Here is a 14,131-nt window from a genome sequence, read left to right on the forward strand (position 1 = left end):
AATCACGATGGAGGGAACCCCATGAAGGCAAGCGGATGGATGAGTGCCGCCCTGATGGCCCTGCTGCTGGCGGCTTGCGCCGGCACCACCCCGGCGCCGCAGCGCTACACCCTGCCGGACGCCCCCGCCGGGGAGACGGCGGGCGCCGAGGCGCCCCACCGGTTGCTGCTGCGCCCCCCGCGGCTGGCCGACTACCTGGACGTCGACGGCCTGATCATGCAGATGGACGACATCACCCTGGTCGAGGCCCGCGGCCACCAGTGGGCCGAGGCCCTGGGTCGCCAGCTGCAGCGTGGCCTGCGTGACCGCCTGGCCACCGCCCTGCCCGAGACCCGGGTGCAGCTCGACGAGCCCGGGGGACGCGAGGCGCAGGCGCTGACCCTGGGGCTCGAGATCAACCGCTTCCAGGGACGCCATGACGGCCTGGCAGTGATCGGCGGTCGCTGGCGGCTGCACGCCCCCGACGGCCGGCTGCTGGCCGAGGATGCCCTGCGGGTGGAGACCGAACTGGCGGCCGACGGCTACCCGGCCCTGGTGCGCGCCCTGGGACGCGGCCTGGACAGCGCCGCCGAGCGGCTCGCCGCAGCGATCCGCGCGGCGCGGCAGGAAGAATAGCTGCGACTTTGCCCAGGATCTGGCATAATCCTCCGCGCGGCATTGACACTGCGTCCCTTCTGCCGCCCTTGACCCGATTATTCCACGCCCCGGCCGGGACCGGTCACGCCTAGAGCGCGTGACGCAGCCGTGGCGTTCCTGCGGAGAGCGCATGACCTTTTCCGACCTCGGCCTGCGGGCCGAACTGCTGCGTGCCGTCGAGGCACAGGGCTACACCACCCCGACCCCCATCCAGCGCCAGGCCATTCCCGCCGTCCTCAAGGGCGGTGACCTGCTGGCCAGCGCCCAGACCGGCACCGGCAAGACCGCCGGCTTCACCCTGCCGATGCTGCAGCGCCTGGCCGACGGCCCGCGCCCCGGCAAGCGCCGGGTACGCGCCCTGGTGCTGGCGCCGACCCGCGAGCTGGCCGCCCAGGTGGGCGAGAGCGTGGCCGACTACGGCCGCCATCTCACCCTGAAGAGCCACGTCATCTTCGGCGGCGTGGGCCAGCAGCCCCAGGTGGACGCCATCCGCCCCGGCCTCGACGTCCTGGTGGCCACCCCGGGTCGCCTCCTCGACCTGCAGCAGCAGGGCCATGTGGACCTGTCGAAGGTCGAGATCCTGGTGCTGGACGAGGCCGATCGCATGCTCGACATGGGCTTCATCCACGACATCAAGAAAGTCCTCCGACTGCTGCCCGAGCAGCGCCAGAACCTGCTGTTCTCCGCCACCTTCTCCAACGAGATCCAGGCCCTGGCCGGCAAGCTGCTCGACGCGCCCGAGACGATCGAGGTGGCACGTCGCAACACCACCGCCGAGACCGTCGATCAGGCGATCTACCGCGTGGACCGTGAGAAGAAGCGCGAGCTGCTGGCCCACCTGATCGGCCGGCATGGCTGGCACCAGGTGCTGGTCTTCACCCGCACCAAGCACGGCGCCAACCGCCTGGCCGAGCAGCTCAGCAAGCAGGACATCCCGGCCATGGCGATCCACGGCAACAAGAGCCAGTCGGCGCGCACCCGGGCGCTGTCCGCCTTCAAGGGCGGGGATCTGCAGGTGCTGGTGGCGACCGATATCGCCGCCCGCGGCCTGGACATCAACGAACTGCCCCACGTGGTCAACTTCGAGCTGCCCAACGTCGCCGAGGACTATGTCCACCGCATCGGCCGCACCGGCCGGGCCGGCAGCGAGGGCCAGGCGGTCTCGCTGGTCTGCGTCGACGAACACGGCCTGCTCAAGGGCATCGAGCGACTGATCAAGCGCGACCTGGAGAAGCGCATCGAGCCGGGCTTCGAGCCCGACCCCGACGCCCGGCCCGAGCCCATCGAGAACGGCCGGCGCAGCGGGCATGGTGGTCGCGGCGGCCAGCGCAACGACGCCGGCGCTCAGCGCCGTCAGGAGGGTCGCCGGGACGACGCCGCTCCACGGCGCCGCCGCCGTGGCCCGCGCCGGCACCAGGCGTGACGCCGCGCTGGCAGGCTGAATCGTAATATGCGAATGTAGTCCGCTACTAGCGATGGATAAGCCCTCACCATGCTGAAGCGACTGCTGGGCAAACAGCCCCTCGAGGTCTGGGTCATCAAGCAGGTCGATGCCGACCTGCTGCACCTCTGTGGCCGGGCGACGCTGCCGGCCAAGCCCAACCGCAGGGCGGTGCAGACCGACCTCGAGCAGGACCGCTACCGGGGACCGGTGCGCATGGCCACAGGCGTGGTGCTCAACGCCCGGCTGTTCCAGGCGCTGGTGCCTGTCGAGGCCCTGCAACTGCTGCCCGACGACCGGGCACGCTGGCACGGCCGCGACTGGCCGCTGTCCCAGGTTCCCCAACGCTGCTGGACCTTCCCGGGGCGCCTGGTGGCCCAGGCCGATCCCCTGGGGGGCCCCGGCGCCCTGGTCAGCGCCGAGGACGTCTCGGCGATCCGCCGCCAGGCGGAGCGGCAACCGCCCCGCACGCCTGACCGGGTCGAGTTCCGGCCGGAGAATGAGCTCGAGGATCACACCCTGGTGGTACCCATCGAGGACGACACCCCACGGACACGCCGGGTGAGAACCGGCCGGGAGTGGCGGCGTGACGGTGAGTGACCTCGCGACACGGGGCCAGCGCACCCTGCCCGTCTTCATCGGCCTGATGATCCTGGTGGGACTCAACCTGCGCCCCGCCCTGTCGAGCCTGGCACCGGTGCTGACGCGCATCCAGCAGGATACCGGCCTGCCGGCCGTGGCCATCGGCGCCCTGACCACCCTGCCGGTGCTCTGCCTGGGGCTCTTCGCACCCCTGGCTCCCTGGCTGGCCAAGCGCCTGGGGCCCGAGCGGGCGCTGGCCGCCGCCCTGTTGCTGCTGGCCGGCGGCCTGCTGCTGCGCGGGATACCGGCCGTCACGGCCCTGTTCCTGGGCACCCTGATGGTAGGCGCCGCCATCGGCGTGGCCGGCACCCTGCTACCGGCCCTGGTCAAGCGCGAACTGCCGACCGGGGCCGACCTGATGACCGGCGTCTACACCATGGCCCTCTGCCTGGGCGGCGCCCTGGGCGCCGGGCTCAGCATCCCCCTGGCCGACCGGCTGGGCGGCTGGCCGTTGGGCCTGGCCAGTTGGGCGACACTGGCGCTGCTGGCCCTGGTGGCCTGGGGTGCCCTCGCGCCCCGGCGCGAGCGGACGGCGCTGCCCGGCGGGGGCGGTTCCATGCGCGAGATCCTCGGCCAGCCGCTGGCCTGGCAGGTGATGCTGCTGATGGGCCTGCAATCGTCGCTGGCGTACATCGTCTTCGGCTGGCTCCCCACCCTGCTGGTGGCGCGCGGCTACAGCGAGGCCGAGGCCGGCTGGATAATGGGTGCCTCGGTGATGGTGCAACTGGTCTCGGCACTCTCGGCGCCCTGGCTGGCGCGCCTGGGCCGCGACCAGCGCCCCGCCCTGTGCCTGGCGCTGGGCGTCACCGCCAGCGGGCTCTGGCTGCTGCTCCAGGCGCCGACGACGCTGCGCTGGCCCGGCGCCCTGCTGCTGGGTCTCGGCCAGGGCGCCAACTTCAGCCTGGCCCTGACACTGATCGTACTGCGCAGCGGCACCTCGCGGCTCGCCGGCAAGCTCTCGGGCCTGGCCCAAGGCGGCGGCTACACCCTGGCCGCCCTGGGACCGCTGGGCGTCGGGGTGATGCTGCAACTGGACCTGGGGCTCACGCTGATCACCGCCTTCCTGCTGACGATCTGTGCCCTGGCGGCCACCTTCGCCCTGTTCGCCGGGCGCAACCGCCGCCTCGAGATCGACGCCGCAGGACGGGTGACGACGCGCTAGCCCGGAAGAGGAGACCGCCTTCATGACCGCTCCCCGCTCCCCGCTCCCCCTGCTGGTGATCTACACCGGCGGCACCCTGGGCATGCTCGAGACCCCGCAGGGCCTCGAGCCCGGCGGGGATATCGAGCGCCGCCTGTATCGGGCCCTCGACGGCCTGCCGCCGACGCGCCGCGCCAGCCTGCCCAGCTTCGAGATCCTGGCCTTTCCCGACCCCATCGACTCCAGCGCCGCCACGCCGCGCGACTGGCAACGCCTGGCCGCGGAGATCGCCGCCCGTTATCGCGACTACGCCGGCATAGTCGTGCTGCATGGCACCGACACCCTGGCCTGGACCGCCTCCAGCCTCGCCTACCAGCTCCAGGGCCTCGACCGCCCGGTGGTGGTGACCGGTGCCATGCGCCCCCTGGAGGCCGAGGGCAGCGACGCCCTGGCCAACGTCGAACTGGCCCTGCGCTTCGCCGCCACCCCCGCCCTGCAGGAGGTGGCCATCGCCTTCGCCGGCCGGCTGCTGCGCGGGGTGCGCTCGCGCAAGTGGCATACCCGCGTCCCCCTGGCCTTCGAGAGCCCCAACTACCCGCCGCTGGGCGAATGGGTGGGCGACGACCCCGTGCTCTATCCCGGCCGCGGCCTGGAGCGCCAGCAACGCGGCGCCCCGCGCTTCGAACTCCCCGACTACGCTCCCCTGGCGCGTGGCGGCGTGGCGCGCCTCGTGCTCTGGCCCGGCATCGACGCCGACCAGGTCGCGGCCTGGCTCGCGGCGCCGTCGCTCAGGGGCGCCCTGCTGGAGATCTGGGGCGGCGGCAACCTGCCCCAGGACCCGGCCCTGCTGGGGGCACTGGCCGAGGCGAGCGGCGCGGGCAAGCTGCTGGCGGCCATCAGCCAGTGCCCGGTGGGCGACATCACCCTCGGTCACTACGCCGCCGGGCAGGGTCTGGCCGGTGCCGGCGTACTCGCCGGCGACGCGATGACGCCGGAAGCCGCCTTGACCAAGCTGGTCCATCTGCTGGCCCAGCCGCTGGACGACGCCGAACGCCGCCGACGCTTCCTCACCCCCCTGGTCGGCGAGCGCTGATCGCCGGCCACTGCGTTGACGGCAGCCGGGCAGGCCTAGGCCGAAACGGCTATGTTGGGAGGTGCCGGCGGCCGCGTGACGGTCGCCGGCACGACACCCGACCCGCGACCGCGCAGGAGAGCCGCCATGGAACACCCCGACCACCCCTTCACCGAACTCTTCGAGCAGTTGGGCCTGGCCTCGGACCCCGAATCCATCAAGCGCTTCATCGAACGCCATGCGCCGATCCCCGAGGCGGTCGCCCTGCCCGATGCGCCCTGCTGGAACGAGGGTCAGGCCGAGTTCCTGCGCGAGGCCATCGAGGAGGACGCCGACTGGGCCGAGGTGGTCGATCATCTCAACACCTCGCTGCGCAAGGGGTGAACGGCGCAGCGGCCTGCTAAGAGCCTGCCTGGGCGTTCGCCGCGATCCGCCGCTGCACCCAGCCGCCGATCAGCAGCAGCATGGCCAGCGCCAGCAGCGGCAGCATCACGTCGGCCCCCAGCGCCTCGTCCCGCTCCACGGCTCCCAGGGCGGCATAGATGGCGCTGGCATAGATCGCCCACTTGATACCCAACCCCACCACGGCGGCGATCACGAAGGTCCCCAGCGGCAGGCGCAGCAGCCCCGCCGCGAAGTTGACCACCGAATGGGGAAAGCCCGGGAGTATGCGTAGCGCACACTGGGTCAGGAAATCGCTGCGCCGCTCCAGGTGACGCATCATGCGCCGGATATGCCCCCCGGTGGGTAGGCGATCGCCGAGGTACGCGGAGAGATGATAGGCACCGATGGCGCCCCCGACGCTGCCCACGACCAGCATCGGCGCCGCCGCCAGGGGGGGATAGAAGGGGGCGATCAACCACAGGCCGAGACTGCCGGGCAGACCGATGGTCAGGGCGACGCCCATCACCAGGACGACCCCGATGACCACGGCGGGGTGATGGGAGGCCTCCTCCGCCCAATGCTGCAGCTCGGCGAGGTCGGGCGAGTCCCATACCCACAGGTACGCCGCCATCAGGAAGGCGGCGCCCAGGGTGGCCAGGAGCCAGGGTCTGCCCAGCAGGCGGTCGAGAATCATGGCAGGCATCCGGTCGGCATTCGGCCCATGGTGCCATGCCGCAGAGCCCCGGCCCAGCCATTCACACCGCGCACGCCTATCCGCCTGCGCCTTACGGCGCCGGAGAAGCTCAGCCCGGCAGGTCCCGCATCAGCAGGGCGAACTCGATGCGCTCGGGGGCGATGGCCTCGCCGGGCACCGGGATGCGCACCCGATGGCCGGAGCCGGGGGCTGCGTTCACGGACTCGCCACGCCGGTTCTCGATGTGTTCCAGGGTGAAGCGACGATTGCCGCCGGGCAGCATCAGCTCCATGCCGTCGCCCACCTCGAAACGGTTCTTGACGTCGATCTCCAGTCCGCCGCGGTCGGGGTCGTAGCCGATCACCTCGCCGACGAACTGCTGGTGCACGCCCACCGAGTTGCCCCGCTCGTAGTTCTGGTACTCGTCGTGGACGTGGCGACGGTAGAAGCCTTCCGTATAGCCGCGGTTGGCCAGATTGTCGAGCTCGTCCATCAGGCGCATGTCGAAGGGCCGGCCGGCCACGGCGTCGTCGATGGCCCGGCGATAGACCTGGGCAGTGCGCGCCACGTAGTAGTGAGACTTGGTGCGCCCCTCGATCTTCAGCGAGGTCACGCCCATCTCGGTCAGCCGCGGCACATGCTGCACGGCGCGCAGGTCCTTGGAGTTCATGATGTAGGTGCCGTGCTCGTCCTCGTACACCGGCATCAGCTCGCCGGGCCGGGAGCGATCCTCGATCAGTGCCGAGAGCTCGTCCTGGCCTTCCACGCCACCCGCGGTAGCGGTGCTCTCCAGGGTGCTGCTGCCGCCCCCGGAGGCGATCAGCCCGCCCTGCTCGGGAGTCCAGACGCCGCTTCCCGCATGGGCCGCCGCCGAGTTGGCCGGCACCAGGTCGCCGGTCTCGTCATGGGCCGCGGCCACGGTGTTGTACTTCCAGCGGCAGGCGTTGGTGCAGGTGCCCTGGTTGGGATCGCGGTGATTGAAATAGCCGGAGAGCAGGCAACGCCCGGAATAGGCGATGCACAGGGCGCCGTGCACGAAGGTCTCGATCTCCAGGTCGGGGCAGGCGGCGCGAATCTCGGCGATCTCCTCGAGCGACAGCTCCCGCGACAGGATGATCCGGCTGATGCCCTGCTGCTGCCAGAACCTCGCGGCCGCCCAGTTGACCACGTTGGACTGCACCGAGAGGTGGATCTCCTGATCGGGCCAACGCTCGCGGATCATCATGATCAGCCCCGGGTCGGACATGATCAGCGCATCCGGGCCGGCCTCGATCACCGGCTCCATGTCGCGCAGGTAGGTCTTCAGCTTGCTGTTGTGTGGCGCGATATTCGAGGCCACGTAGAACTGCTTGCCTCGCTCGTGGGCATAGGCGATGCCACGGTGCAGGTTGTCGAGCTTGAAGTCGTTGTTGCGCACGCGCAGCGAATAGCGCGGCTGGCCGGCATAGACGGCATCCGCCCCGTAGGCGAAGGCATAGCGCATGTTCTTGAACGTCCCCGCCGGGGAGAGCAGTTCGGGAGCTTTCATGGGGTCACCGTTGTCAGGACGATGGCGCCGGAGGCGCAGGAAGTGAGGGGGCTGCATTATAACAGCGCCGAGCGCCGAGCGCCGAGCGCCGAGCGCCGAGCGCCATTCCCCGTGCACCTGTCCCGCCGGTCAAGTAAACTATGTCGCCTGCCGGACCGGATCCCGGCTCCCGTGCTTTTTTCTCGAGAGGCTTGCACGGACGACAAATTCTCCGATACGAGACCCGCTATGACCCTTTCTGCTTCCTCCACGGCGGCTGGCCGCGCCAGCGTGGTGATCTATTCCGGCGGTATGGACTCCTTCACCGTCCTGCATCGCGCCCTGCGCGAGGGACGCGAGGTCCACGCCCTCTCCTTCGACTACGGCCAGCGCCACGCCCGCGAACTCGAGGTGGCCGCCCGCGTCTGCCGCGAGCTCCACGTGCCCCACCAAGTGGTGGATATCCGCGCCATCCACGGCCTGATCGACGACTCGGCGCTCACCGATGCCGATCGCGAGCTGCCCGAGGGCGACTATGGCGAAGAAAACCTCACCGCCACCGTAGTGCCGAACCGCAATATGATCCTGCTCTCACTGGCCATCGCCAAGGCGGTGAACATCGGCGCCGGCCGGGTCGACTACGGCGCCCATGGCGGCGACCACGTGCTCTACCCCGACTGCCGCCCCGAGTTCGTCGAGCGCATGAACGCCGTGGCCGGCATCGCCAACTTCGCGCCGGTGGAGATCCACGCACCCTACCTGCGCGCCGGCAAGGCCGAGATCCTCGCCGACGGCCTGGCCATGGGGCTGGACTATGCCGACACCTGGACCTGCTATCGCGGCGAGGCCCTGGCCTGCGGCCACTGCGGCAGCTGCCGTGAGCGACTGGCCGCCTTCGCCGTCAACGGCGCCGTCGACCCCCTGCACTATTCACAGCGGCCCGACCCCGCCGCCGCTGCGGCCCCACGGCCCAGCTCGCCCGAGGGGGAACGCTGATGTATCACGTCAAGGAGGCCTTCTATACCCTACAGGGTGAAGGCGGCCAGACCGGGCGCGCCAGCGTCTTCTGCCGCTTTTCCGGCTGCAACCTCTGGTCCGGGCGTGAACGGGATCGCAGCGCCGCCGTCTGCCGCTTCTGCGACACCGACTTCGTGGGCACCGACGGCCAGAACGGTGGGCGCTTCGCCGCTGCCGCCGCGCTCGCCGACCACCTGACCCGGCTATGGCCCGACCAGCAGGGGGTGGCCACCCCCTATGTGGTGTTCACCGGGGGCGAACCCCTGCTGCAGCTCGACGAGGCGCTGATTCGCGCCATGCACGAACGCGGTTTCGAGGTCGCGGTGGAGACCAACGGCACCCTGCCCGCCCCCGCCGGCATCGACTGGCTGTGCGTCAGCCCCAAGGGCGAGGCGCCACTCGCCATCACCGCCGGGGACGAGCTCAAGCTGGTCTTCCCCCAGGCCGACGCTCCGCCCGAGCGCTTCACCCGACTCGACTTCAGCCACTTCTTCCTGCAGCCCCTGGACACCACCCCCACCGGTGGGGGTGGCGACAGCATGTCCCGGGCCGTGGCCTACTGCCTCGCCCATCCGCAGTGGCGGCTCTCGCTGCAGACCCACAAGATCACGGGGATCGACTGATGACGCTATTCGTCAACCGCCTGACCCAGCTCGACGTCTCCCTCTGGAGTCCGACCCGCGGCCTGGTCGGCGCCAGTTGGCAGGTGGATGTGGAACTCGACGGCGAGCTCGGCGAGGACGGCATGCTGTTCGACTTCGGCGAGGTGAAGCCCTGGCTCAAGCAGCGCCTCGACGCCGGCGCCGACCACACCCTGCTGCTGCCCTCCCGAGCCCCCGGCGTGGAACTCGCCGAGTGCCGCGAAGGCCTTTGCGTACGAACCTCGCGGCCCTGGGCCATGGAGCTGCGCGCCCCGCGTCAGGCACTCACCCCCCTGCCCTGGGCGGAGATCACCCCCGAGCGCCTGGCCGAACACCTGGCCGGCGAGCTGATGCGCCGCCCGCCGCCGCGGGTCAGCGACATCCGCCTGCACCTGCGCGAGGAGGCCATCGAGGGAGCCGCCTACACCTACAGCCACGGCCTCAGGCGCCACGCCGGCAACTGCCAGCGCATCGCCCACGGCCATCGCTCGCGGCTGCACATCTGGCAGGGCGGCGAGCGTCAACCCGAGCTTGAGGCCCGATGGGCCGAACGGCTGGCGGACTGCTACCTGGTGGACACGGCAGACGTGGTGGAGGAAGCGGAACCGAGCTATCCGCCACGGCTCAGCACCCGCTACCAGGCCGAGCAGGGCCACTTCTCCCTGTGCCTGCCCGCCAGCCGCTGCCATACCCTGTCCACCCCCACCACGGTGGAGCACATCGCGGGATGGCTGGCCGATTGGATCGCCCGGGAAACCGGGCGCGAAACACGGGTGCAAGCCTTCGAGGGCATCGACAAGGGTGCCATCGCCGAGGCCCGGCCATGAGTGAGTGTCGCCCCGGGTGCGGCGCCTGCTGCATCGCACCTTCGATCAGCTCGCCGATCCCCGGCATGCCCGACGGCAAGCCGGCCGGCGTGCGCTGCGTTCAGCTCGACGAACGCAACCTCTGCCGGCTGTTCGGCGATCCTCGCCGCCCGGCGGTCTGCGAGCGCTTCGACTTCGATCACGAACTGTGCGGCGACGACCGCGGCGAGGCCCTCGCGCGCATCGCCGCCCTGGAACTGGCGTCCGGCACGGGCGAACCGGACCGCGGACCCGGCCTCAGGCGATACGACCGAGCGACTTGAGGGTCTGGAGCAGGTGGCTGACGCTGTCGGCGGGCTGATGATACTCCCGCATCAGCGCCCTCAGGCGCTCCTCGAAGTACCGCTGTCGAGTGGCAGGATCCTCTTCCGGCGCTGCCGTGGGCTGCACCGGCGGCCCGCTGGGAATCTCCTGCCGAGCGTCGGGCTGCTCCAGCTCGCGCAGGGCCTCGGCGAAGGCATCATCGAGTTCTCGGAACTTGCGCAGCTTCTCGCGCTCATCCATCGGCTTGCGTTGCGTCTGATGTTTCATTCGTTACCGGTCGTACCTGGGAGCGATCGACGAGGAGGCCTGGGGGTGACCGCCCGCACAAAGGGAAAGTCGCAGTATACCGCCATTGTCCCCTGCGGCGAAGGGGCCGGCCTTTCTCCCGTGAGTGGCAAGACTATGCCCCAACGCGCATAGAAGTATTTCAAACTTGCCTTTACTGTGGCCTAGGACGCATAAAGTGAGGAAAAATCCTATGAATCCGCGAGGCATGACGCCGGGAGGCGCCTCGCGACGAGCGGACCGGGAACATCGCGCAAGGAACAAGGCCAGAGAATGTTCAACGAGATGATGCGAGCAGAGATCTGGCTGCAAGACACCCTGGAGAGCCAACGGACCATCGACGACCTGGCCGAGCGTCTCGGTTACTCCAGCTCCCAGATCAGGCGCCGATTCCGGCAGTGCTTCGGCATGTCACCCAGTGCCTACCGGGAGAGCCTGAGGCTGGAAAAGGCGGCACGCCTGCTGGTACACACCCCCCACGGCATTCGTGACATCGCCACCCGCTGCGGGTACACGAACCACTCGGCCTTCAGCCGCGCCTTTCAGCGCCGCTTCCAACAGAGCCCGCGTCACTACCGCCAGAGCCGACGCACCAGCTTCCGGCGCCTGGGGATCACCGCGGACGGGCTGGCGGTCAAGGTGCGCCGCCTGGACGAAGGCGCCGCCGTGGTGGCACGCCGCTACGAGGCCGACACCGGCCTGGCGTCGGCGGAGAACTGGGAGGAGAGTCTCGACGGTTGCCGACACGTCCTGCCGGACGCGCTGCGCGACGCCACTGCCATCGTGCTGCTGCATGATCCCACCCGCGACAGCCGGCTGCCGAGGCTCGACTCCGGAGTGCTGGTGGATCCCGGTGCCGCCGATTCCCTGGCCATGCCCCCCGAGTTGCGCCTGGTCGAACTGCCCAGTGAGCGCTGTGCCTGCGTGACCGTCGACGATCGGGTGGCACTGGACGCGGCCGTGACGAGCCTGCTGGCCGTTGGACTTCCGGAGATGGGCGAATACTACAATGGCGAGGCGATCCGGCTGGTAAGATCCCGAACGGGGCGGGAACTCCAGTGCCCGCTAGTTGCCGTCTCACGCTGATTGGCCGGAAAGAAAACGGGGCGACATCTTGTTGTGACGCCGCCCCGCCTTGCATCACTCCTCTACGCGAACCAACCAGGACTCGACGGTGTCGGCGCCGAACTCGTCCTTCCACGCCTTGAGTGTCTTCTGGTTGCCACCGCGAGTTTCCACGACCTCACCGGTGTTCGGGTTCTTGTAGATCTTCAGCTTGCGCTTGCGACGCCCACTGGAAGCGCTGGCGGCCGGCTTGGAGGCGGCTGCGGCGGGCTGGGGGTCCAGCAGGGCGATGACGTCGGCGGCGCTCTTGTCGAACTCCTTCATCAGCGCCTCGAGCTTCTCCTTGAACTCGAGTTCCGCCTGGAGGCGCTTGTCGTTCTGCAGCTTGTCCAGGTTGGACTGGAGTTCCTTGAGCTGCTGTTCCATCTGCATGTATTCGCTAAGCAGTGACATGGATAGTCTTCCTTTTCTCGGGTTGGCAAGTTGTATCGGGACACGCATTATGCGCTTTCAGGCTAAACGCTGGCAATAGTCTGGACGACTCACGGATTATCTGCAACTCGGAGTTAAACCCGTTCCGAGTTTCACTGGACTACGACTCGAGAGCAAGTATCGCCAATGTAAAGTCGGCACTCGGTAAACGTCGGCTAAAAAAAACCGCCGCCCCGTGGGGCGGCGGTTCTTCGACGTGCGGCACCGGGTACCGGTCAGTCCTGACCCATCTGCTGCTTGATCAGATCGCCGATGGTGGTCGGGCCACCGCTGTCGACATCCTGATCGCGCAGCTTCTTGAGGTTCTGACGAGTGTCGTCCTGCTCCTTGGCCTTGATGGAGAGGTTGATCTGGCGGTTCTTGCGGTCGACGCCGATGATGCGTGCCTCGACGCTGTCACCCTCGGTCAGCACGTTGCGCGCATCCTCGACGCGATCGGCGCTGATCTCGGAGGCCTTGAGCACCGCGACCACGTCGGTGGCCAGCTCGACCTGGGCCTGCTTGGCATCCACCTCGACCACGCGACCGGTGACGATGGAGCCCTTGTCGTTGACGGACAGGAACTCGGCGACCGGATCGGTATCGAGCTGCTTGATGCCCAGCGAGATGCGCTCACGCTCCGGGTCGATGGAGAGGATCACCGCCTCGGCCTCGTCGCCCTTCTTGAACTGGCGCACGGCCTCTTCGCCGGTCTCGGTCCAGGAGATATCGGAGAGGTGCACCAGGCCATCGATGCCGCCTTCCAGGCCGATGAAGATGCCGAAGTCGGTGATCGACTTGATGGTGCCGGAGACACGGTCGCCCTTGTTGTAGCTGGCGCTGAAGGTCTCCCAGGGGTTCGCGGTGCACTGCTTGATGCCGAGCGAGATGCGACGACGCTCCTCGTCGATGTCCAGCACCATGACGTCCACCTCGTCGCCTACCTGGACGACCTTGGACGGATGGATGTTCTTGTTGGTCCAGTCCATCTCGGAGACGTGGACCAGGCCCTCGACGCCCTCTTCCAGCTCGGCGAAGCAGCCGTAGTCGGTGAGGTTGGTGACCTTGGCGTGCACCTTGGTGCCTTCCGGGTAACGATCCTTGATGTTGACCCAGGGATCCTCGCCCAGCTGCTTCAGGCCCAGGGAGACGCGATTGCGCTCGCGGTCGAACTTGAGCACCTTGACGGTGATCTCGTCGCCCACGGCCACGATCTCGCTGGGATGCTTGATGCGCTTCCAGGCCATGTCGGTGATGTGCAGCAGGCCATCGACGCCGCCCAGGTCGACGAAGGCGCCGTAGTCGGTAAGGTTCTTGACGATACCCACGATCTGCTGGCCTTCCTGCAGGGTGGCGAGCAGAGCCTCACGCTCGGCGCTGTTCTCGGCCTCGAGCACGGCGCGACGGGAGACGACGACGTTGTTGCGCTTCGGGTCGAGCTTGATGACCTTGAAGTCGAGTTCCTTGTTCTCGAGGTGCGTGGTGTCGCGCACCGGACGCACATCGACCAGGGAACCCGGCAGGAAGGCGCGGATGGAGTCGACGTCGACGGTGAAACCGCCCTTGACCTTGCCGTTGATCACGCCCTTGACGATCTCGTCCTTCTCGAAGGCGGCTTCCAGGACCTTCCACGCTTCGGCGCGCTTGGCCTTCTCGCGGGACAGGCGGGTCTCGCCGAAACCGTCCTCGACGGCTTCCAGGGCGACGTGGACCTCGTCGCCGACGGCGATGGTCAGCTCGCCGTTCTCGTCGCGGAACTGGGCCGCGGGGATCTGACCTTCGGACTTCAGGCCGGCATTGACGGTGACCCAGTCACCCTCGATGTCGACGACGGTAGCCGCGACGATGGCGCCGGGCTCCATGTTGATGTCCTGGAGAGACTGTTCAAAAAGTTCAGCAAAGCTTTCGCTCATGATGTTCCTACGTGATCAACGTTGAGTGCGGCGGTACCGCTTCCTCCGCACCACCAGCGAGTGCGGGCCTTATTCACCATGCCCCCGGGGAT

Annotated in this window: 16 protein-coding genes; 11 read left to right on the forward strand and 5 right to left on the reverse strand. The window is 68.8% G+C overall.

Annotation, left to right across the window (positions count from 1 at the left end):
- The first annotated feature begins 21 nt into the window (after positions 1-21).
- From QWY80_RS05810 to QWY80_RS05835, 6 genes are all read left to right on the forward strand, one after another.
- A complete protein-coding gene (locus tag QWY80_RS05810) occupies positions 22-615 on the forward strand; it encodes a PqiC family protein (RefSeq protein WP_290229766.1) in 594 nt (197 codons plus the stop codon).
- Positions 616-766: 151 nt separating this feature from the next.
- Entirely contained in the window at positions 767-2,059 is a 1,293-nt protein-coding gene (locus QWY80_RS05815; RefSeq protein WP_290229767.1) for a DEAD/DEAH box helicase, read from the forward strand.
- Between the two features lie 69 nt (positions 2,060-2,128).
- Positions 2,129-2,677, forward strand: coding sequence for a hypothetical protein (locus tag QWY80_RS05820; RefSeq protein WP_290229768.1), 549 nt, complete (start codon positions 2,129-2,131; stop codon positions 2,675-2,677).
- A 46-nt stretch (positions 2,678-2,723) separates the two neighbouring features.
- Positions 2,724-3,881: an MFS transporter gene (locus QWY80_RS05825; RefSeq protein ID WP_290229923.1), complete on the forward strand. Its 1,158-nt coding sequence runs from the start codon at positions 2,724-2,726 to the stop codon at positions 3,879-3,881.
- 22 nt (positions 3,882-3,903) lie between these two features.
- Positions 3,904-4,953: an asparaginase gene (locus tag QWY80_RS05830; protein ID WP_290229769.1), complete on the forward strand. Its 1,050-nt coding sequence runs from the start codon at positions 3,904-3,906 to the stop codon at positions 4,951-4,953.
- A gap of 126 nt (positions 4,954-5,079) precedes the next feature.
- Positions 5,080-5,316 carry a DUF2789 domain-containing protein gene (locus tag QWY80_RS05835; RefSeq protein ID WP_290229770.1) on the forward strand — a complete coding sequence of 79 codons (237 nt, stop codon included), beginning with the start codon at positions 5,080-5,082 and terminating at the stop codon, positions 5,314-5,316.
- A 16-nt stretch (positions 5,317-5,332) separates the two neighbouring features.
- Here QWY80_RS05835 and QWY80_RS05840 read toward each other — a convergent pair whose 3' ends face one another.
- Entirely contained in the window at positions 5,333-6,010 is a 678-nt protein-coding gene (locus QWY80_RS05840) for a TVP38/TMEM64 family protein (RefSeq protein ID WP_290229771.1), read from the reverse strand.
- A gap of 109 nt (positions 6,011-6,119) precedes the next feature.
- Positions 6,120-7,538, reverse strand: a complete 1,419-nt coding sequence (gene trhP, locus QWY80_RS05845) for a prephenate-dependent tRNA uridine(34) hydroxylase TrhP (RefSeq protein ID WP_290229772.1) — start codon at positions 7,536-7,538, stop codon at positions 6,120-6,122.
- 228 nt (positions 7,539-7,766) lie between these two features.
- Between trhP and queC the strand changes: the two genes are divergently transcribed.
- Genes queC through QWY80_RS05865 form a run of 4 tightly spaced genes read left to right on the forward strand, consistent with a single transcriptional unit; the run spans position 7,767 to position 10,304 of the window.
- Positions 7,767-8,513: a 7-cyano-7-deazaguanine synthase QueC gene (gene queC / locus QWY80_RS05850; protein ID WP_290229773.1), complete on the forward strand. Its 747-nt coding sequence runs from the start codon at positions 7,767-7,769 to the stop codon at positions 8,511-8,513.
- A complete protein-coding gene (queE, locus tag QWY80_RS05855; RefSeq protein ID WP_290229774.1) occupies positions 8,513-9,157 on the forward strand; it encodes a 7-carboxy-7-deazaguanine synthase in 645 nt (214 codons plus the stop codon). The genes queC and queE overlap by 1 nt, the downstream gene beginning before the upstream one ends.
- Positions 9,157-10,002, forward strand: a complete 846-nt coding sequence (locus tag QWY80_RS05860) for a 6-pyruvoyl trahydropterin synthase family protein (protein WP_290229775.1) — start codon at positions 9,157-9,159, stop codon at positions 10,000-10,002. Before queE ends, QWY80_RS05860 begins: the two co-directional genes overlap by 1 nt.
- Positions 9,999-10,304, forward strand: coding sequence for a YkgJ family cysteine cluster protein (locus QWY80_RS05865; RefSeq protein WP_290229776.1), 306 nt, complete (start codon positions 9,999-10,001; stop codon positions 10,302-10,304). Before QWY80_RS05860 ends, QWY80_RS05865 begins: the two co-directional genes overlap by 4 nt.
- On the opposite strand, the gene QWY80_RS05870 is transcribed toward QWY80_RS05865, so the two are convergent.
- On the reverse strand, positions 10,279-10,572 hold the full coding sequence (locus QWY80_RS05870) for a hypothetical protein (RefSeq protein WP_290229777.1): 294 nt from the start codon (positions 10,570-10,572) through the stop codon (positions 10,279-10,281). The genes QWY80_RS05865 and QWY80_RS05870 overlap by 26 nt on opposite strands.
- 291 nt (positions 10,573-10,863) lie before the next feature.
- On the opposite strand from QWY80_RS05870, the gene QWY80_RS05875 reads away from it, so the two are divergent.
- Positions 10,864-11,676 carry a helix-turn-helix transcriptional regulator gene (locus QWY80_RS05875; protein WP_290229778.1) on the forward strand — a complete coding sequence of 271 codons (813 nt, stop codon included), beginning with the start codon at positions 10,864-10,866 and terminating at the stop codon, positions 11,674-11,676.
- A 54-nt stretch (positions 11,677-11,730) separates the two neighbouring features.
- On the opposite strand, the gene QWY80_RS05880 is transcribed toward QWY80_RS05875, so the two are convergent.
- Together QWY80_RS05880 and rpsA are read right to left on the reverse strand one after the other, a co-directional pair.
- A complete protein-coding gene (locus QWY80_RS05880; protein WP_290229779.1) occupies positions 11,731-12,108 on the reverse strand; it encodes a histone-like nucleoid-structuring protein, MvaT/MvaU family in 378 nt (125 codons plus the stop codon).
- Between the two features lie 254 nt (positions 12,109-12,362).
- Positions 12,363-14,039, reverse strand: coding sequence for a 30S ribosomal protein S1 (gene rpsA, locus QWY80_RS05885; RefSeq protein ID WP_290229780.1), 1,677 nt, complete (start codon positions 14,037-14,039; stop codon positions 12,363-12,365).
- Positions 14,040-14,131 lie beyond the last annotated feature (92 nt).

The organism is Halomonas ramblicola, from assembly GCF_030409215.1.
Lineage (GTDB): Bacteria > Pseudomonadota > Gammaproteobacteria > Pseudomonadales > Halomonadaceae > Halomonas > Halomonas ramblicola.